General features: G+C 52.9%; 14 protein-coding genes and 1 tRNA gene. 6 read left to right on the forward strand and 9 right to left on the reverse strand.

From position 1 onward, the window contains the following. Positions 1–7: 7 nt before the first annotated feature. Positions 8–3,127: a TonB-dependent receptor gene (locus tag P1X16_RS18180; RefSeq protein WP_277231803.1), complete on the reverse strand. Its 3,120-nt coding sequence runs from the start codon at positions 3,125–3,127 to the stop codon at positions 8–10. Between the two features lie 418 nt (positions 3,128–3,545). Between P1X16_RS18180 and P1X16_RS18185 the strand changes: the two genes are divergently transcribed. Continuing rightward, positions 3,546–7,826 carry a hybrid sensor histidine kinase/response regulator transcription factor gene (locus tag P1X16_RS18185; protein ID WP_277231809.1) on the forward strand — a complete coding sequence of 1,427 codons (4,281 nt, stop codon included), beginning with the start codon at positions 3,546–3,548 and terminating at the stop codon, positions 7,824–7,826. Positions 7,827–7,956: 130 nt separating this feature from the next. Here P1X16_RS18185 and P1X16_RS18190 read toward each other — a convergent pair whose 3' ends face one another. The 4 genes from P1X16_RS18190 to P1X16_RS18205 form a co-directional block, all read right to left on the reverse strand. Then, positions 7,957–8,283 carry a 2Fe-2S iron-sulfur cluster-binding protein gene (locus tag P1X16_RS18190; RefSeq protein WP_277231813.1) on the reverse strand — a complete coding sequence of 109 codons (327 nt, stop codon included), beginning with the start codon at positions 8,281–8,283 and terminating at the stop codon, positions 7,957–7,959. A 95-nt stretch (positions 8,284–8,378) separates the two neighbouring features. Beyond that, positions 8,379–9,392 (reverse strand): NAD(P)/FAD-dependent oxidoreductase, encoded by a 1,014-nt coding sequence (locus tag P1X16_RS18195; protein ID WP_277231816.1) that lies wholly within the window; start codon positions 9,390–9,392, stop codon positions 8,379–8,381. A gap of 137 nt (positions 9,393–9,529) precedes the next feature. Continuing rightward, on the reverse strand, positions 9,530–9,928 hold the full coding sequence (locus tag P1X16_RS18200) for a hypothetical protein (protein ID WP_277231819.1): 399 nt from the start codon (positions 9,926–9,928) through the stop codon (positions 9,530–9,532). Between the two features lie 455 nt (positions 9,929–10,383). Continuing rightward, entirely contained in the window at positions 10,384–10,914 is a 531-nt protein-coding gene (locus tag P1X16_RS18205; protein WP_277231822.1) for a TetR/AcrR family transcriptional regulator, read from the reverse strand. A gap of 382 nt (positions 10,915–11,296) precedes the next feature. Between P1X16_RS18205 and P1X16_RS18210 the strand changes: the two genes are divergently transcribed. Both P1X16_RS18210 and P1X16_RS18215 read left to right on the forward strand, forming a co-directional pair. Beyond that, on the forward strand, positions 11,297–11,845 hold the full coding sequence (locus P1X16_RS18210; protein ID WP_277231825.1) for an efflux RND transporter periplasmic adaptor subunit: 549 nt from the start codon (positions 11,297–11,299) through the stop codon (positions 11,843–11,845). 192 nt (positions 11,846–12,037) lie between these two features. Next, positions 12,038–12,502 carry a hypothetical protein gene (locus tag P1X16_RS18215; protein WP_277231828.1) on the forward strand — a complete coding sequence of 155 codons (465 nt, stop codon included), beginning with the start codon at positions 12,038–12,040 and terminating at the stop codon, positions 12,500–12,502. 628 nt (positions 12,503–13,130) lie between these two features. Here the strand turns inward: P1X16_RS18215 and P1X16_RS18220 are convergent. From P1X16_RS18220 to P1X16_RS18235, 4 genes are all read right to left on the reverse strand, one after another. Beyond that, a complete protein-coding gene (locus tag P1X16_RS18220; protein ID WP_277231831.1) occupies positions 13,131–13,694 on the reverse strand; it encodes a DUF4468 domain-containing protein in 564 nt (187 codons plus the stop codon). Between the two features lie 326 nt (positions 13,695–14,020). Next, a tRNA-Arg gene (locus P1X16_RS18225) sits at positions 14,021–14,094 on the reverse strand. Positions 14,095–14,216: 122 nt separating this feature from the next. After that, a complete protein-coding gene (locus P1X16_RS18230) occupies positions 14,217–14,930 on the reverse strand; it encodes a VTT domain-containing protein (protein WP_277231834.1) in 714 nt (237 codons plus the stop codon). A 72-nt stretch (positions 14,931–15,002) separates the two neighbouring features. Next, positions 15,003–15,929, reverse strand: a complete 927-nt coding sequence (locus P1X16_RS18235; protein ID WP_277231836.1) for a DUF2167 domain-containing protein — start codon at positions 15,927–15,929, stop codon at positions 15,003–15,005. 210 nt (positions 15,930–16,139) lie between these two features. On the opposite strand from P1X16_RS18235, the gene P1X16_RS18240 reads away from it, so the two are divergent. From P1X16_RS18240 to P1X16_RS18250, 3 genes are all read left to right on the forward strand, one after another. Beyond that, on the forward strand, positions 16,140–17,279 hold the full coding sequence (locus tag P1X16_RS18240; RefSeq protein WP_277231839.1) for a cystathionine gamma-synthase: 1,140 nt from the start codon (positions 16,140–16,142) through the stop codon (positions 17,277–17,279). Between the two features lie 126 nt (positions 17,280–17,405). After that, complete coding sequence (locus P1X16_RS18245; RefSeq protein ID WP_277231842.1) at positions 17,406–18,146, forward strand: hypothetical protein; 741 nt, start codon at positions 17,406–17,408, stop codon at positions 18,144–18,146. Between the two features lie 122 nt (positions 18,147–18,268). After that, positions 18,269–18,970, forward strand: coding sequence for a GDSL-type esterase/lipase family protein (locus P1X16_RS18250; protein WP_277231846.1), 702 nt, complete (start codon positions 18,269–18,271; stop codon positions 18,968–18,970). The last annotated feature ends 142 nt before the right edge of the window (positions 18,971–19,112 follow it).

Consider the following 19,112-nt stretch of genomic DNA (forward strand, 5'->3'; position numbering starts at 1 on the left):
GGGAGGGTTAGCGCAAACCGATGTTGAGGCCGAACACGAACGTCCGCACGGTGGGGAAGTTGGGGTTCTGGCCCGCCGTGCCGCTGTTGACGCTGGTGGTGGGGCTGAAATTGGTGGACGAAGTAAGCAGGCTGACCGGGTTGTCGATGTTGCCGGTGCCGTTGCCGAGGGTGTAGGTCTGCTCGGGGTCCCAGCCCACCCAGTCGGTCCAGGTATAGAGGTTACGCCCGCTCACATACACCGATAGCGTGCCAAGCTTAAGCTTTTCCAGCAAAGGGGCCGGGAAAGTATAGTTAAGCGTCACGTCCTGAAGGCGCGTGAAGCTGCCGTTGGTGGGGAAGCCGTAGCCGCGGGGATTGATGTAGCTCAGGCCGGGTCGGTCTTGGCTCTGGTTTTGAGGCGTCCAGTAGCCTACCTCCTGCGGAATGTTCAGGCGCCCACCCAAGTCCAGGAAGTTTAGGTTATTGTTGTTCTTGAGTACGCCTTGAACCGTCCGGATGAACACGCGCAAACTAAACCCCTTGTACGAAAAGGTGTTCGTAATACCGCCTTGCCATTTCGGGAAGGTCGTGCCGAGGTACTTGCGGTCGAGGCTCGTGATTTGGCCGTCGCCGTTGAGGTCTTCAAACTTCAGGTCGCCGGGCTTGGCACCAGCGTCTTTGCCGGTAGGGTCTTCGCCCTGTTGCCACACACCGGTTTTTACGTAATCGTACACGGCCCCCAACGACCGACCGATGAAGAGGCGGTTGCCGATGTCATCGGCGTCGGTGTAGCCCAAGCTCAGCAGCTTGTTGCGGTTACCCGAGGCGTTCAGCGTGGTTTCCCACGTGAAATCGGGCGTCTGCACGTTGGCCGTAGTCAAACTTAACTCTATCCCTCGGTTACGCACCGACCCCACGTTGTCGAGAATGGTGCTGTAGCCCGAGATAATCGGAATCTGGCGGTTCAGGAGCAGGTCCTCGGTTTCGGCATTGTAGTACTCCACGGTACCCGTGAGGCGGTTTTTTAGGAGGCCAAAGTCCACGGCGTAGTTGGTACTGGTGGTTTGCTCCCACTTCAGCCGGGAGTTACCGATGCGGTCGGCCCGCAAGCCCGTGGCCGCCACGCCGCCATAGGCGTATTGGAGCAGTGCATTGCCCGTAATGGTCTGGTAGGGGTTAATGCCTTCGTTGCCCGTTGTGCCATACGAAAAGCGCAGCTTCAGCAAGTTCACGGTCTCCTGGTCCTTCAAGAAGGACTCGTTGGCCACGTTCCAACCCAAAGCGACTGAGGGGAAGGTGGCGTACTTGCTGGCATCGACCCCGAATACCGACGAGCCGTCGCGCCGGGCCGTGACCGTGAGCAAGTAGCGGCTGTCGTAGTTGTAGTTGATGCGCCCCATCTGCGAGACCAGCGTCCGGCGCTCACTAAACGAACTGATAACCGGGGCATTAGAGCCCGAGCCGATGCTATTAAAGCCGATTCGGTCGTTGATAAAGCCAGTAGCCGTTTCGCTAGTTGTGAAGTACTTGTTCTCCTGAGCGCTGTAGAGGGCCGTTACGTCGAAGTGGTGTTTGCCAAGGGTCTTGTTGTAGAACAGCAAGTTTTCCACCGTGTAGTTCTGGCGCTCATCGTTGATGAGCTGAGCAGTGCCGCGCAGGTCGCCGAACGGCCGACCCGTGTAGTTGGCGTAGCGGCCGGGCCGGTACGAATAGGTGGCATTCACCCGGTACTTAAGGCCTTCCACAAAGGTCGGTTCTACCTCGGCGTAGCCCGTGCCAGTGAGCTGGTTGACGCGGTCCTCGCGCTGAGTGGTCAGACCGAGCAGAGCGTTTTTAACTAATTGCTCGGGTGGTTGGGGGAAAATGGTGTAGGTGCCATCGGGGTTGAAGGGCGTGGCATACGGGCTCAGCACCTGGGCCAAACTCAAGTCGGCACGGCCGCCGTCGTCGTTGGAGGTGGAGTAGAAAGACGAGGTTCCGACGTGCAGCCAAGGGGTTAGCGTGGCATCAATGTTCGAGCGCAAACTGATGCGCTGAAACTGGTAGCCTTTGATAATACCCCGCTGCTTGAAATAGTCGCCCGACACGAAGTATTTCACGTCCTCGGTGCCCCCCGAAATGGAGGCGTTGTGGTCTTGGATGGAGCCTTGCTGGTGAATCAAGTCCATCCAGTCGGTGGTGCGGCCGGCATTGTAGTTTTCCACCTCCCCGATGTTGGGCACCGGCGTCAGGTTGATGCCGCGCTGCCGGGTAAACTCCTGCCATTTCTCGGAAAACGCTGGTCCGTCGAGCGGGTGCAGGTTGTTGACCATGTACTCTGGCCCACCGTAGCCGTTGTACCGAATCTGAGGCTTGCCGGATTTGCCGCGCTTTGTAGTCACCAGAATAACCCCGTTGGAACCCCGCGTACCATAGATGGCCGTCGAGGAGGCATCTTTCAGAATCTCGATGGAGGCAATGTCGTTGGGGTTGATGTCGTTGAGGTTGCCTGGAAACGGTACGCCGTCTACCACCAAATAAGGGTTGGTACCGGCCGTAATCGAGCGTACGCCCCGGATCTGAATGTTGGGCTGGCTGCCCGGTACGCTCGACGGCGCCGTGATGGTGACGCCCGCTACGGCGCCTTGCAAGGCTTGTCCCACGTTCGAAACCGGGATTTTCTCTAGGCGGTCCGTGGGCACCGAGGCCACCGAGCCCGTCACGTCTTCCCGCTTCTGCGTGCCGTAACCCACCACTACCACCTCGTCCAGCGACTTGGCATCGGACCGCAGTATCACGTTGATTTCGGTGCGGCCGCCAATGGCTACTTCCTGCGACAAATAGCCTAGAAACGATACGACCAACGTGCCGTTGGTATTGCCGTCGGGCACCGTCAGCGTGAATCTGCCCTGCGCATCAGTGGCCGTCCCGACCGTCGTGCCTTTTACCAATACCGAGGCACCCGGGAGGCCTTCGCCCTTGTCGTCGGTGATGCGGCCCGAGATAGTAGTGGCCGGTGGCAGGTTGGTGTCGTCGGTGTCAGCCAGCAACTGATGGCTCGACGTTGCCGGCTCGGTGTCTGCTCCGACTAGTCGGAATAAAGGTTGCGCATGAACTGGCCGAACCGACCAAAACAGCCCACCTAGGAGTAGCCATTTAACTTTCATAAAAAAGGGAATTTGAATGTGGGGTCTTACTGGAAGTAGGAACTAGCGAGAGGCCAGCAGCCTTCACAAACGATTGCCAGATTGGCCGCAATCGTTGGCGTTAAGAAGTCGAAAAGGCGGCTAGAAACACTTGTAGTTTCAAGGCGGCACTTTGAATTATTCAAAAGTATCGTCCTTGAATCCGATGGACAGGGGTATTTTAAGTCAAAAAAGGGGATAAATTAGGCTTTGCAATACCCCCTTTCTTTCGAGCTGTTCGGATCTATCGACTTGTAAATGCCCAATAATCAACGTTTTGAAGCTCTGCTTTCGGTAGCTGTAGTTGCTCAGTTGGTGAGGAAGCTGACCGTTGCCTCTTTGCTGTCTCGTTGGACGCCCGCAGGGCGCTTGTCGTGCTAACCGCTTCATGCAACGAGCTATGAATTGGAAGTTTACTTATGCTTTTTTCTTCCTGCTCTGGCTGCTAAGCGTAGCCAGCCAGCGTGGACACGCCCAAGGCAGCCTAAACGAATTGCGCTTCGAGCACGTCACCATCACGGAAGGCTTGTCGCACAGCGACGCCATCACGGTAGCCGAAGACAAAGAGGGGTTTGTGTGGGTGGGCACCAATAAAGGCCTTAACCGCTACGACGGCTACGAACTCAAAACGTATTTCCTGCCCGTAAACCCGTTGAACGGCTTATCGGGCAACCGCATCCGAATGCTGCACGTGGGCGCCAACGGTCGGCTCTGGGTAGGTACTCAAAACACCGGTGTCAGTTGCTACGATGCCGGTACCGACAAGTTTATCGGGCTAAGCGAAAACCACTTGCCACCGGCAGCCCGGCAACTGGCCCGGCAACTGTCTCAAACCGAAGTAACCGCCCTGACTTCAGATGCTCGGGGCAGCCTGTGGATAGGTACGCGCAATGCAGGCCTGTTTCACCTCACGCTAAACAAGCACGACCAACCCATAGCCGTGCGTAAAGTACGGCTCTTTAAACAGCAGATGCTGGACTACGAGGTTGCTAGTTTAGTCGCCGATCCTGTCGGAAAAGTTTGGGTTGGTACGGCTGGCAGTGGGCTTCAGGTGGTGCAGGTACCGCGCACAGTCACCACCGAGCTGGCTGCCCAACCTACCACCTTTCCTGCCACTACTGTCCGCCAGCTTCACCTCGATCAGCAGGGCGACTTATGGGTGAGTACTGGCCAGCAAGTTTTTTGGGTGGCTAGTCAGGATCGGCAAACCGGGCAGCTAGGAACTGCACAGCCGTTGTCCGCGGATTTTCAGGATGCTCAAACGCTCTACCTCGATTCGTTTCGGCGGCTGTGGGTGGGCACCAATTACGGGTTGCATCTGTGGGAGGCGGCGTTCGCAACCGGACATAGCATCCCGCTTCAGCCCCACGAGGCGGCCACGTTTCTGCCAGAGCCGGGCGAGTCTTATGGCATCAACTCCGAGCGGGTTCATCAGATTTTCGAGGATAAAAACCAGATTCTGTGGCTGGCTGCTTCGGCCGGAGGGTTGAATCGGGTGGATTTGCGGCAAAAGCCATTCGGGCACCTCAGTCAGCAGATTACCAAGACCCCGACGCTGCCCAACAACTTTGTTAATGCCATCTACAAGGAAGAAGCGCGCAACCTGCTCTGGCTTGGTACTCGCAACGGCCTTTCCTGCTACGATTTAACCCAGAAGTCCTACCGTAACTACCTGACCGGCAAAGCCCCTGCCAATACGCAAGGCGTAGACATATCGACCATTTTTCAGGCTTCTAATGGGTTGCTGTGGTTAGGCACGCACTACAATGGGTTGATAACGCTGCAGCGCCAGGATGGGCGCGAAGTCACGCGCGCCTACACCACGCTGCCCAACCAGTTAAATCTGGCCGAGACGTCGGTAGAGGGCATTATCGAAGACCGATACGGCAACATTTGGGTGGCTACGCTCACGCAGGGCCTATTGCAGTTCGATAGGGAAGGCCATTTCCTGAAAGCCTACCGCCCCCAAAATTCCGAGTTGCCTACTGAGAGGTTCACTTACTTGCTCTATGACCGTCAGCAGGATGTGCTGTGGGCCAGCACCCGCAATGCTGGTCTGCTGAAACTGCGCTTGTTGTCTGATTCTGTGGCGGTGCTGCGGCAATTTCAGTACAACAGCCAAGACAGCAATAGCCTGCAAGTGAGCTACGCCTGCCCGCTGCTGCTCGACCGACAAGGCACACTCTGGATTGGTACCATAGGAGGCGGGCTGCACCAACTCCGTACCGATGCCCAAGGCCACGAAACTATCCGGCGCTATAGCCAGTGGCTACCCGAAACCGACATCGAAAGCCTGTTGGCTGACGAGAAAGGCAACCTCTGGATTGGGGGCGGCGGGCTTTATTGCTTCAACCCAACTACTCGGAAATATTTGCACTACGATGCTGCCGATGGCTTGCAGAACTACTCTTTCAAGGTCGGGTCGGCGTATCGGAGCCGCAATGGCACCATGTATTTCGGGGGCATCAACGGCGTCAGTTACTTCAAGCCCGAAGCTATTCTACCCAATCCTTTTCCGCCCGATGTTCGCATTACGGGCTTACGCTTGGCGGGCCGGCCGGTGGTAGTAGGGGAGGTAATCAACGACCGGGTGCTGCTACCTCAAACCATAGCGCGGCTCCAAAACATTGAGATTAAAGATGCCGAGAATGATTTCGCGCTTGATTTTACGGGCTTAAACTACGCTAATCCGGGTAAGAACCGCTACGCCTACCTACTGGAAGGCTACAACGACCGTTGGATTCAGATTCCGCCCGGCCAGCGCACGGCCAGCTTCGCCAACCTGCCCTCCGGCGACTATACGCTGCGGGTGAAAGCCAGCAACGGCGACGGTATCTGGTCGAAGCAGCCAGCCACCTTGCACCTAACCGTGTTGCCGCCGCGGTGGCGTACGTGGTGGGCCTACGCGCTATACGCTGCTGGCGTATTGCTGGCATTGGCGTTCTACCGCCGCATGGAAATACAGCAGCAGGCTGCCCAAAACCAACTGGCGCTGGACCGCTTTCAAGTCGCCAAGGAAAAGGAAGTGCTAGCCCTGAAGCTAGATTTCTTTACCAACGTCTCCCACGAGCTGCGGACGCCGCTTTCCCTGATCTTGGCGCCTATGGAAGAGCTTATGAACGTGGCCGGACAATTGGGGGGGCTGAAAGACAAAGTGTTGCTCATGCACCGGCAGACGCGCAAGCTCTTAGGGTTGGTCAACCAGCTGCTAGATTTCCGTAAGGTGGAATCGGGCCACATTCCGCTACGCGCCAGCCGCCACGATGTGGTGGGGTTCCTGACAGAAATCTTCCTCATTTTCAAACTCAAGGCCGAAGAGCGGCAGCTAGAGTACACGCTAATAGCTCCTTCCGAGGCCGTACCCTTATACTTCGATTCCCGGCAGCTGGAAATCGTGCTAACCAACCTGCTGGCCAACGCTTTCAAATACACCAAGGAAGGCGGCAAAATCCAGCTTCGGGTAACTGCCGTCGGGAATCCTGAGCATGAAGGCCTAGTGCAACAGCAAATGCTGCAAGACAACTACCTGGAAATTGAGGTGCGAGATTGGGGCGTCGGCATGAAGCCCACCGACCTAGACCGCATCTTCGACGTGTACTACCAAGCGTCTCACACCGACACCTTGCGCATGGTAGGCACCGGCATAGGTTTGTCGTTGGTGAAGCAGTTGGTGGAGCGGCACGCCGGCGAAGTGAGCGTGCAAAGCCAAGTAGGAGTAGGTACTACCTTCACGGTGCGGTTGCCATTCGATAGCGGGCATTTGGCGGAAGCCGATTTGGTTGCCGAGACGTTGCCCTCCTCGGAGGAAGCGGCGTTTGTGCCCGTGGTCTATTCGGAAGTAGAAGACGCCGCTGTTTTCACGCCTACGGTGGCATTGCCAGATGGCGCGGGGCAACTACTAGTGGTGGAAGACAACGAGGAAATGCGCGAGTACCTACGGCAGCTATTCGAACCCGCGTTTTGCGTGGCCGTAGCCGCGGATGGCGCGGAAGGCTGGAAAAAGGCCGTGGCTCTGCTTCCCGACCTAATTATCAGCGACATTATGATGCCGCGCAGTAATGGGTTGGAACTGTGCCAGAAAATCAAGCAAAGTCCCAAAACCATGCACATTCCGGTTTTGCTGCTCACAGCGCGCACAGCAGCCATGCACGAGCAGGAAGGCCTAGAAACCGGCGCCGATGACTATTGCAGCAAGCCTTTCAACCCGAAGCTCTTGCAAGCAAAGGTGGCGTCGCTGCTACACAACCGGCACAAACTGCGCGACTACTACCAGCGGCAGGCCCTACTTCAGCCTTCCGAAATAAGCATGCCCGATGCCGATAAGGTGTTCTTGGAAACTGTGTTGCGCATTGTAGAGTCGCACCTCGAAGACTCGGAATTTACCGTGCCTCTGTTGGTACGGGAAATAGGCATGAGCCAGTCGGTGTTTTACCGCCGCCTCAAGAGTATTACTGGCCAATCGGTGGTCGAGTTTATCCGGGATGTGCGCATGAAGCGCGCTGCTCAACTGCTAGCCGATACGCAATTGCGCATCACCGAAGTGGCCGCCCAAGTGGGTATCGACGACAGCAAGAACTTCCGGAAGATGTTCCAAAAAACCTACAGCATGTCGCCTTCCGAGTATGCCAAGCAACACCGGGCAAGCAGCAAAACCACCAGCCTGCTACGTGAAAGCGCTTAGCATAGCGGCAGCCGTTCGTTCTGGATTACAGCAGCAGGTACAACAAAAAACCGCAGCCTACTAGGCTGCGGTAAGTTAAGTACGAGCAACAAAGTCGAACGGGTAGCGGACGCGTGTGCGCTACGGCGGGTTAGGCGGTCTGTGGCATCAGGCGTAGCACCAGGCCCTCAAGGCGCTCGGTAATACGAATCTGACAGGAAAGGCGGCTACCGGGACTTAAGATGGGCAAGCTTTCCAGCATCGCCATTTCATCGTCGCCGGGCTCGTCGAGGTCGGGACCACCTAGCACTTCAATGTGGCAGGTGCCGCACAAGGCCATACCACCGCAGGTAGCTTGAATGTCGTAGCCGCTGGCTTTCAACAGTTCCATCAAGTTCAGGCCCATATCAGTAGGTCCTACCACTTCCGTGCGTTGCCCGGTGGGCTCCTCCACGTAAACGCGTACTTCGTCGGTCATATATTTTCAGTTGTCAATTGCCAGCCGTGAGTTGTAGGTTGCGAAAATAGCCCGGTGAACGAACTGGCAACTTACAACTCACGGCTGGCGACTGATTACAGCGTTGGCACCCCGTTGACGGTGGTGTACTTAAGCACGTACTTCTTGTCGGGGTTGATGTACTTGAAAGCGCCCTGGCACATAAGAGCCGCCTCGTGGAATCCGCACAAGATCAGCTTCAGCTTGCCCGGATATGTGTTGATGTCCCCGATAGCGAAGATGCCCGGCACCGACGTCGAGTAATCGACGGTGTTCACTTTCACTGCGTTGTCTTCTAGCTCCAAGCCCCAATCCTCGATCGGACCGAGTTTAGGCGTGAGGCCGAACAGCGGAATAAACGAATCTACATCCAGTGTTTCGGCGGTACCGTCGTTGGCGGTGATGGTTACGGCATTGAGCTTGCCATTGCCGTGCACGTGCGTTACGTTGCTGCTCAGTACCAACCGGGCCCGGCCCGCTTCGTGCAGAGCCTTCACTTTCTCCGCCGAATCGGCGGCGCCGCGGAAAGTGGTGCCGCGGTGTACAAGCGTCACTTCCTTGGCTACATCGGCCAGGAAGATAGTCCAGTCAAGAGCAGAGTCGCCACCGCCCGCAATGACGAGGCGTTGGTCGCGGAATGTCTCGGGGTCGCGCACCATGTAGTACACGCCTTTGCCGCTCTCGTAGTTTTCGAGGCTCTCGATGGCAGGCTTGCGTGGCTCAAACGAACCTAGGCCACCTGCAATAGCAATGGCCTTACACATAATCTCGGTGCCGTCGGTAGTGAAGAGCTGAAACGAGCCATCTTCGAGCTTGGCAAAACGCTCAACTCGCTCGCCGAGGGTGAAGGTAGGGTGGAAGGGCTCGATCTGGCGCATGAGGTTACGTACCAAATCACCAGCCAGAATATCAGGAAACCCAGGGATGTCGTAGATGGGCTTCTTTGGGTAAATCTCGGAAAGTTGCCCGCCTACTTGGGGTAATGCGTCTACTACGTGGCAGCGCAACTTCAACAATCCAGCTTCAAATACGGCGAACAGTCCCACAGGACCGGCTCCGATAATACAGATATCGGTGGAAATGGAATTCATCAGCGAAAAGTGAGAACAAACAAACGGCGGCCGAGGCCCCGTATGTAAACACAGAAAGCTCCCAAAACGTTGGGTCTAACTGTATATACGGCTGCAAAGATAGGCAGCCCGGCCCAACCCCGCACGGGCTTTATCGGTCAGGCCGCCAATCCCAAACGGAAATCGTGGAGAAAGGCCTCGGCTGCGGTGCGGTCAGTGAATAGCCGCACCGGCAGCTTCGTTTGTTCCCGCAGTTTCTTACTGATTTGATGCATGTTGAAAACCGTTGGGTGAACTTCCGCTACCACCCCAACCTGGGCGTTCAGCCAAAGCAGATGCAAGCGTAGGTACTGAGGCATCAGCCGCACATTAGGTCCTACTCTGCGGCGCACGTCATAGAGTACCGTAAAGTTGGGCTTCATAAACGATAAAGCTCGTTGCCAATCACTCAGGTGAAAAGGTACATCGGTGGCTAAGCTTAACTCTTCAAACCGCTCATAGATTACCTGGTTACGGTCTTCATCTACCGTAATCTGGTATTCTAAACGGAAAGCCACCAACCTCATTAATTTTGTAGAATATTTGTATAAATAACAGAAATGAGCCTAGTTTAATTCACGCCAAGCTACTGTTGTTAGCTTGTCTTTATTAGATATAAAATGATATATAAATAAGATAATCAGTAACTTATAAGATGTTTGGCGGCCTAGAAATACGGCCTGCTAAAATACTTATTTAAGCTTAGATTGTAAGCATATATATAATTATTTATTGCTGGGTTATAGCTAGTATTGGGGATGAGTATCCCATGTGAACAGTATGTTCACAGACGGGACTAGCATTATCTTATTTGAATGTCCGTAATACGGAAAGCATGAATACATGCTTTTCCTACTTCAAATGCTTTGCATTCAAAGAGGTAGGACAAATTGTGCTATACACAATTGCAATGCTTGAATAGCTCACGAATGAAAGCTCACACTAAGCTGTCATCGATGAGTAAGGAACTGGCTTAAGCCTGAGAACTATACTTCGTTTTGATGAAGGCCAGCATTTCAGGAATATCGGCGGGATCTTGCGTAGCTAGACTCTTCCAGAGTACTTCCACAAGCAACATTAACAGGCGCGCTTCCTTGTCGGGTTGCTGATAGCCTAGCTGCTGGAAGGCCGTAGTAAGCAAGCCCGGTAACGGCTGCAAAAACCGCTCGTGCTGCGTACGCGCCACTGGCACGTCGACAAGCCGGTTTTGCAGTTTCCAAAAGGCAGGCTCTTCCTGCACCAAAGTATACGGCAGGTCAATAATCCTATAAATCAGCTCTAATGGCGCATTTTCGGGCAGCCGTCCACGGTTTTGCTCGATTATGCGCTTGTAGCCGCTCCGGATAATATAGTCGAGCAAATGGTCTTTGTTGCCAAAATGCTTGAATATAAGAGCTTCTGATACCTCAGCAGCTTTTGCAATTAGCGCTGTGGAGGTATTCTCAAATCCTCTCTCCGCGAACAGTTGCAAGGCTGCCTGAGCAATAAGTTGTTTGCGGTTCATAGCCCAAAGGTAAAGCGCAACATTTGGAAGTTGTACATATCTGCTGTGAGACACGTTGCCTGAGCGCATTTCATGGTCACCTACCCGATGCAGTCAAGCTTCAAAACAGGGGAGTTAGCAGTTGAGTACATTACGCTCTAGCGCGCACTATATTGTTGATGAACAATTAAGTAACTACTATTTAACTAGCCTGTGAGTTCTCACAAGGATTTGTGCTTTTAGCTGCTCCTGCTGTAAGCGTCAAAACTTGCAGGCTGCATCCGAGAAAAAAAAGTATTCAAAAAAAGCAAGGTTTCGGTTGTTGATCCGTCTACCCCTTGGAGCGCAGGTTGCTGACAAGCAACGGGAGAGTTTCCGGCACTCATGTCTCTGTCTCCATATTATGAAAACCAAGACTCTATTCCTTATTTCTCTACTTGGCGTTATTCTGGCAGCTGGAGCTATTCTGTCGCAGGGGTGTCCTCGTATTGCTAGCGAGGAAAAAGTGCTGGCTTCGCCTTCGTTTACTGGCCCAGTACGTCACTTGCCTGCCGCTGCCACCGGCCGGGTATGGGAAGTGTATGTGCAAAGCGGCAGTCGAGTGAAGCGTGGGCAGGTACTGGCCAAACTTCTGGTACCACTTCATACGGTAGGCCAGCAGCAAGCCGAACAAGAGTTTCAGCAAGCTAAGCAGCAGTACAGCCAGCTGCTTGGCGCCAACCCCAAGCAGGTTTCAGCGCAAGCGTTAGAACAGACTCGCAAGCAACTGGAAACTGCCCGGCAAAAGATGGCAAGCGCGCCCAAGCAAGTAACTTTCGTGTTTGTTCAGGCCCCAGCCGATGGAGTGGTGGCGCATGTGCCCGCTCCCGCCGGAACCTACGTCTCCGATTCAAGCACAGTGATTAGCCTTGGGTCGGCGCCTGTTCCCACCTTTGAAGTAGCTGACAACTAAAGAACCTGTACGACTGGTTGAAACTTAGCTATACTTATAGCTTATAGGCACTGAAAGCTATTTTAGACTCTCAGTGCCTAACGAGAATTACATGTTGAAACCCTGTATACTGCTCTGTGGAGTTGTATTTAGATAAGTAATGCAATACTTTACAAGTACTTAGTACGAGAAGGTATTGCATATATTTATGACATGGGTTTAAATGTAGATGAAGTGCCAGCAGAGCAAGGCTGTGCTCATCCTGGCAATAGCATCAACTCCAACACAGCCGGTTCTGTTGGAGTGAATGAGGTGCCAGGCAACAGTAAACGCCACCGGCTAGATGGCGCTATAGTTTCGACAGCAACCAAACTGCTGCCATTAGTGAAACTGCTGGAAACCATACAGCCTGTAGTAGTTAATGATTCGGTTTTTCATACCCGTCGGCTCAAGATCAACGCTCAGATTGCTTTGGTTTACGAGCAACTGAGGGAAGAAAGACCGAAACGCAAAGCCTTGACATTGGCTTTCAAAACGATGGGCGACTTGGTGCTAGAGGAAACCAGAGATATAAGCAAAGACGAACTAAAGCAAGCCGCTAAAGAGGTGGTACTGGCAACTATCAAGAATGCGCCAGCCATTATCAGCGCTGCCCACCAAGCCAAGTTGCTTTCTTAGTGCAAGTAGAAGAATACCTTGTTCTGCGCGGGCTTAATCCTTAATCTTTACTTTGTATTTTACCGTTGTAATATAATTATGTAGGTTGCATGCAAAATAGTGTCTACCTAGCTTGTTATGCTTTTAGCTTTGCTTTTACCCGGTCTCAGCATGTTGCTAGCTGGTCATCTATTCAGGGGTATTCTGTGTGCTTTTCTGCAAGCAACGATTGTTGGTTGGCTACCGGCTGCTGTGTGGGCTGTCATGCTGAGAAAGCAAGAAACAGTTCTTTCCCTTGACGAACATTGTGAGGTTGAAGTAGCAATTCAGACTACTCAAGTACCCGCTTAAACGCTACTGTCTTTAAGGCAAAAGCCTCGGTGCATACCAAGGCTTCAATTGCCAGCAACAGTGTTGGAAGTAAGGAGTATATAGCCTCGTTACAACTCGTAACGAGGCTGTTATCAAATTCTAAAGACGAGGCGTAGGTAAAGGCGTTAGCAATGCGGCCTTTCTCAAAAGGATACCAAATCAAACGCCTCTACTAGTAGGGCAGGGGTAGCTGCTGGCTTTGCGGTGTAAGTAGGATCAACAACTGTATTTGCTAGTGCATTGCTACAGTTAAGAGGCCATACAAGTTGATGCATCATTACCAGTCATTTTCGCCGGAAACAGGTTTGTGGAGGGTGACATCGAGGCTTTGTGCAAGTGATTTCGCATAAATGCCAACCTTTTCTGCATATTGTTGTGCAGCAAAAACACCTTTATCCTTAGGCTTGCTTAACTGTGCAGTTATTTCTTTCTCGATTGGGATAGTTCTGCCCTCAACTACCAAATTATAATTAGTGAGGGTGTACTTATAGCGTCCGTCCTTGAAATTCAACATCATCGTATAGCCTACTTCACGGTTTGTAGGTTCGAAATCTGACTGTGAAGACCGAACAGGTAGGTCAGTGTAAGCGCGGATAATTAGTAAACCAGCATCTTTCTCATCCACTTTGACAACATCCTTGGCCTCGTCAAATGTTAGGAAGAGCCATAGTTTGGCACGGGTATATAGTTCGTTTTGACTTACCCCATCCACAGCAACAACTCCAGTATAAGTCACTCGTTTGGTTTCCGTGTCAACCGGCAGGGTAGGACTGGCAGAGGTTTGAGCATACAGGCCAACAGAGGAGAGCAGCAGCCAGGAGGCAATAATTATTGATTTCATAGGTCAATTGTTATTTAAGAGAATCTTCTTTGGGCGCTAGTTAGCGCAAGCTATCTAGTTATCGATGCTTTCGATAAGAGTAATAGTGCAGGTCTGCAACGCAGTGTTCAGATGTGTTACTCATTGAAGCTGCTGCAAAAAAAGGACCGAGCCGAACATTTCATTATGAAAGTCCAGCTCGGTCTAACGTTATCTATCTAGTAACTAAGTCAACCTTTTGCCCAAAGACACTCGAGCTTCTTAGAGTTGTTAACGCAGATAGGTATTGAAGAGTATTCCGTGTAAAAGCAAAAACCCTCTCAGTAACTTACTGAGAGGGTTTCTTGTGGTCGTGTAAGGAGTCGAACCTTAAACCTTCTGATTCGTAGTCAGATGCTCTATCCAATTGAGCTACACAACCCTTTTCCTTTGCGGAGCACAAAGATAACGGCTTAAATTTTAGTTCGGCAAGCCTACTGGCATATTTAGAGTGAAAATATTGCTCGCGAAGCTGCAAGCTCTTGAAAGTCAGTTTTAAATTTTTCACTGCTTTTTGTTTGCACTACCACTTAGGGCACGTTTTAGAGCTCGGTTGAAGAGAAAATAGAGACCAAACAACGACACGGCCACGAGCCCAATGACAAGCAATTTGCCAGCCGTGCCGGTATCGGGGTCTTTCAAAAGCGAGAATACATCCTGTGCTTTCGTGCCAAGCCAATAAAAAAATAAGCTTCGTGGTAGCATGCCTATCACCGAGGCCAGTAAGAAGCGCCGACGGTCTACGCGCATTACGGCCAGCACGAAAGTCATCAGGGCGAAGGGAAGTACCGGCGAAATGCGCGTCAGGATGATGAGCTGCCAGCTGTCGTGCTTTAGTTCGCGCATGACAGCTTCGGCCTTGGGGAAGTGGTGCAAAAACTGAAGCATCTTACCATGGTCGAGGGAGGTAGCTATTTGGTAGCCCACGAGGGCCGCGAGGGCATAGGCCAGCACCATACCCGGTAGCCCCGCCCAACCTAGATAAAAGCCTGTGACCAGAGCCACAAACGTAGTGGGCGTGATGGCAAAGGCCATTGTGAAGGCAATGATGCCGAAGTAAATCAGGCTTTGGCCTAAGGTGAGATGTTCAAGCAGTGCTTGGTTGCGGTAGAGTACGTAGCTAAGCGAGGAACTGCCCACCACGGGCAGCGCCACCAGCAGAAACATGGAAAGCAGGGTGGAGGCGTTCTTTTGAAAAAGTTCGCGGAGAAAAGCCATAGGCATAGAAAGCAATCGGGCCGGCTTTGTGTGGCCGGCCCGAAGGTAAGAACGTAATAACGGAGCGGAAGGCTACGCTTCAGGCTCCGACTCTGGGGTAGAGCCTCCAACTACGGCAGGCTCGTCGGTTGCTTTAGCGCCAAAAAAGCGGCGGATAGCTGTCCAGCCAGCGGCCACCAGCGCAATTAGCACTTTCCAGAATTTTAGAATCACGGCAAAGAAGCCAACCTTCGCTAGCACTTTGCCTGCCACCAGTCCACCAATACCGTAGGCTGCTACCTCGTCTAACTCGGGGTTAAAGTCGGCATACTGTAGACCTTTGCTGAATGAAACACTTTTAATAACTGCAGGAATAGTGCCTCGCACTTCTGCCAGCTGGCCTACCGATCCAACGGCATTTAAATTCAACACGCCTTTGCGGCCTAGCACGCGGACGTTGTAGTTGAGTGTGTTTTCGGTAGCATTTCCAAACTTTAGCACTTTGGCCCAGTGCAGCACATTTAGGTTCTTATCGTAGTAGGGCTTTGCGGCCCAGCCTATCAACTCCACAGGTTCGTAACCGGCTTCTGCGCGTTCCTTGTTGGTTTCTTTGGTGTCAGACTGCATTTCCTTGAGTAGATCATCATAGTTGATGTCTTCGGCGTCATCGTCTTTCACATAGCCCATCTTTTCGTATTCCACCACGAAAGCCCAGCCACCTTCATCAAGAGGACCTTTCGTAGCTGGAAACAGCATTCCTAAGGATTCACCGTTTGGGTTGCCCCAAAACTTAGTGAGCACGCGGGTGCTTTGCTCAGCATCAAGGTAGCGGAAGCCATTGGGTACCGTGATTTCGCCAACGCCTTCGGGCAAGGTAACACGGCCAGTTTCGTAGTGCAGAGTGGCCTGCATCGAGTCTACCACAGCTTTGTAGCGAGCAACAGAATCGGCGGGCGGGTCGCTGGCAAAGCCAAAGGCGGGTACGCAAGCACAGGCAAGGAGGAGTAATAGTTTTTTCAATGTATAGGACGAAAAAGTAAATAAAATTTTACCGACAATATAGGAATATACCTGTTGAGCTTAGGTGTAAATGAGCGTATTGCTGAAAATAAATATTGCGGTAATGCGCCATATGCTCGCCCTGCTTTGTTGTAAGGGCCGCGCGAAAGATTTCTACCTTTCTACCTTTGCCGCTCCTCTCACCCTTTCTCTATAACTAGAAGCTCCTTCATGAAATTCGGAACCAAAGCCATTCATGCCGGTGTGCATCCTGACCCCGAAACGGGGGCCATCATGACGCCCATTTACCAGACCTCAACCTATGTGCAACGCTCACCCGGCGACCATAAAGGCTACGAGTATTCCCGCACGCACAATCCCACTCGCACCCAGCTTCAAAACGCGGTAGCTGCCCTCGAAAACGGTAAGCATGGTCTTGCCTTTGCTTCGGGTATGGCCGCCGTCGACGCTATTGTGAAGCTGCTGCAGCCCGGCGACGAGGTAATCAGCACCAACGATTTGTACGGCGGTTCCTACCGCATCTTCACCAAAGTGTTTGCTAACTACGGCATCAAGTTCAACTTCGTGCCCATGCACGACATGCAAGCAGTGGAAGCTGCCGTGACGGAGCGTACCCGCTTGATCTGGGTGGAAACACCTACCAACCCGCTGCTCAACGTGATTGACATTGCGGCCGCGGCTGCAGTCGCAAAGAAGGCAGGGGCACTGCTCGTAGTTGATAATACCTTCTCGACTCCTTACCTGCAAACTCCGCTGGACCTAGGCGCCGATATGGTGATGCACTCCCTAACCAAGTACATGGGCGGCCACTCCGACGTGGTAATGGGCGCTATTGTAGTAAATGAGGATGAGTTGCACGAGCGGCTACGTTTCCTGCAGAACGCCTGTGGTGGCACGCCTGGTCCTCAAGACTGTTTCCTGGTGCTACGGGGCCTGAAAACACTGCACATCCGTATGCAGCGTCACTGCGAAAATGGCCGCGCAGTAGCCGAATACCTGAAGGCGCATCCGAAGGTGGAAAAGGTGTTTTGGCCCGGCTTCACTGACCATCCTAATCATGAGGTGGCTGCTCGTCAGATGAATGACTTCGGAGGCATGATTTCCTTTGTGCTCAAAGGCGACAAAATGGAAGATGCTGTGGCTGTACTCGAAAAGCTAGAGTTGTTTACTCTTGCTGAAAGCCTAGGTGGAGTGGAAAGCCTTTCAGGGCACCCGGCCAGCATGACGCATGCCAGCATTCCAGTTGAGGAGCGCCGCAAAGCGGGCCTTTCCGATTCGTTGATTCGCTTGAGCGTGGGTATTGAAGATATTGAAGACTTAATCGAAGACCTGCGGCAAGCTTTCGGCTAATAGCTGTAGCGCATAGCCGTAATAGTATAGGTGCCAGCAATGGCACGTAGATGCAACCTTTTATAACAGAGGACTCTCCTACAAGAGAGTCCTCTGTTATATCTAGCCATCTGAGTTCTTTTCTTTATGAAGCAACGCTTACTAGTTTCACTGCTGATGGGTTTGGTGGGGCCTGTGGCTGCGCAGCACACAGAATACAGCGGTCGAGCCGACTTTGGGCTATTTCGGTTTAGTGGCCAGGGCGCGGCCTCTGTTTCCACCGTCAGCTATTACAACGACTATTTAAGCACGGGTCCTAATGGCTTCGCATCCAATTCGTATGGCCGGAAAGTAGGTACAGGATTCACGGTAGGAGGGCGCATGCAACACGTTGGCCCACACAATGGACTGCTTGCTTTGGACATAGGCTATGACCGGATGCGCAGCCGGGCAGCAGTCAACCAAGTGGATTACTCTTCTAGCCCGTTTAGTTCGTTTAGAAGCTGGTATCCGGCTGACGGTACCATTGCCATAATTACCCAAAATCTGACGGCATTCCTAGGAGCAGGGCATCGATTTCAAGTGAGAACAGTGAACCTAGACCTGCTAGCTGGGCCGGAGGCAGCGTATGTCTTCGGAGTGAGACAAAAGGGAAGCGGCAGCTTTGAGTACAACAACGGCACCACTTGGAAAATCAACCGAAGTGAAGTCATTCGGCGCCGGGGCGATGTTCGTTTGCACGCGGAGGTAACGGCTTGGTACGAGAAAATTGGTGTAACAGCGGGCTATTCATACGGCCTCATCAATTATGCAAATGGTTTGGATGGTAGCTACGAGGAAGCGTATTCCCGTCTGCTGCGCTTGGGTTTAACCTATCGGGTACGGTAGAGGCACAGCACTGGGGCAGTAGCGCTGAGGCCGAGGAGGAGCTAAGTGTACGTTGCCAGAACTTCGTCAATCTGAGTGGGCTGGCTTGGCGTATATGCGGCTTCTAAATCTAGCGTCTGATAATGGTGCGTGCATTATTGCTTTTGTTGTGGATAGGAGCTAGCTGCGCGAAGCCAGCTAACGACCCCCAACCTTACACGACACCCCCAACCGGGCCTGCCACTGGTACTACCAACACTTTTCTTTCGCTCGGCGACTCCTACACTATTGGGGAAGGGGTGCCGGAAGCAGACCGCTGGAGCGTGCAGCTAGCCCGGCTCGCAAAGCCAGAAGGGGTAGCTGCCCCCGACATAATTGCCCATACCGGCTGGACAACCTCGGAACTGCAAGCAGCCATTCAGGCGTCGGGCAATCAAAAGACCTACAGCCTGGTGTCTTTGCTAATTGGCGTCAACAACCAATATCGGGGGCTGCCAGTAGCCAATTACCGGCTAGAGTTTCGGCAACTGCTGCAAAAAGCTATTCAATTTGCGGGCAACCGCCCCGGGCGGGTACTAGTGCTATCAATTCCGGATTGGGGCCGCTCGCCTTATGCCCTAGGCTACGACCAAGCTAAGATTAGCCAGGAAATAGACCAGTTCAATGCTGTAGCTCAGGCTGAATGCCGGCAGGCTGGTATTGCCTACGTGGACATAACAGGCATCACTCGTTCGGCCGGCAACGATGCCACTCAGTACACTTCTGACAAGCTGCACTACTCTGGTAAGCACATGCAGCAATGGTCCCTGCAAGCACTACCCGTAGTGCAAGGAATGTTGAGATAGAGCAGACGGTAGCGTGCCAGAACCTGCATTCAACCTAGTCAGGTTTGAATGCAGAACTGCCTGTCATGCCAAAGGCTATGCTGCTGTTAAGGTAAATACACGGGGTAAGCGTTTATGCTATGCAACAGCCTAATCTTCGTAC

Origin of the sequence: Hymenobacter sp. YC55, from assembly GCF_029433095.1 — a bacterium.
Classification (GTDB): domain Bacteria; phylum Bacteroidota; class Bacteroidia; order Cytophagales; family Hymenobacteraceae; genus Hymenobacter.

Coding starts and splice junctions, on each gene's coding strand:
- P1X16_RS18180 (WP_277231803.1), bottom strand. CDS start 3,127: ATGAAAGTTAAATGGCTACTCCTAGGTGGGCTGTTTTGGTCGGTTCGG.
- P1X16_RS18185 (WP_277231809.1), top strand. CDS start 3,546: ATGAATTGGAAGTTTACTTATGCTTTTTTCTTCCTGCTCTGGCTGCTA.
- P1X16_RS18190 (WP_277231813.1), bottom strand. CDS start 8,283: ATGACCGACGAAGTACGCGTTTACGTGGAGGAGCCCACCGGGCAACGC.
- P1X16_RS18195 (WP_277231816.1), bottom strand. CDS start 9,392: ATGAATTCCATTTCCACCGATATCTGTATTATCGGAGCCGGTCCTGTG.
- P1X16_RS18205 (WP_277231822.1), bottom strand. CDS start 10,914: ATGAACCGCAAACAACTTATTGCTCAGGCAGCCTTGCAACTGTTCGCG.
- P1X16_RS18210 (WP_277231825.1), top strand. CDS start 11,297: ATGAAAACCAAGACTCTATTCCTTATTTCTCTACTTGGCGTTATTCTG.
- P1X16_RS18215 (WP_277231828.1), top strand. CDS start 12,038: ATGGGTTTAAATGTAGATGAAGTGCCAGCAGAGCAAGGCTGTGCTCAT.
- P1X16_RS18220 (WP_277231831.1), bottom strand. CDS start 13,694: ATGAAATCAATAATTATTGCCTCCTGGCTGCTGCTCTCCTCTGTTGGC.
- P1X16_RS18230 (WP_277231834.1), bottom strand. CDS start 14,930: ATGGCTTTTCTCCGCGAACTTTTTCAAAAGAACGCCTCCACCCTGCTT.
- P1X16_RS18240 (WP_277231839.1), top strand. CDS start 16,140: ATGAAATTCGGAACCAAAGCCATTCATGCCGGTGTGCATCCTGACCCC.
- P1X16_RS18245 (WP_277231842.1), top strand. CDS start 17,406: ATGAAGCAACGCTTACTAGTTTCACTGCTGATGGGTTTGGTGGGGCCT.
- P1X16_RS18250 (WP_277231846.1), top strand. CDS start 18,269: ATGGTGCGTGCATTATTGCTTTTGTTGTGGATAGGAGCTAGCTGCGCG.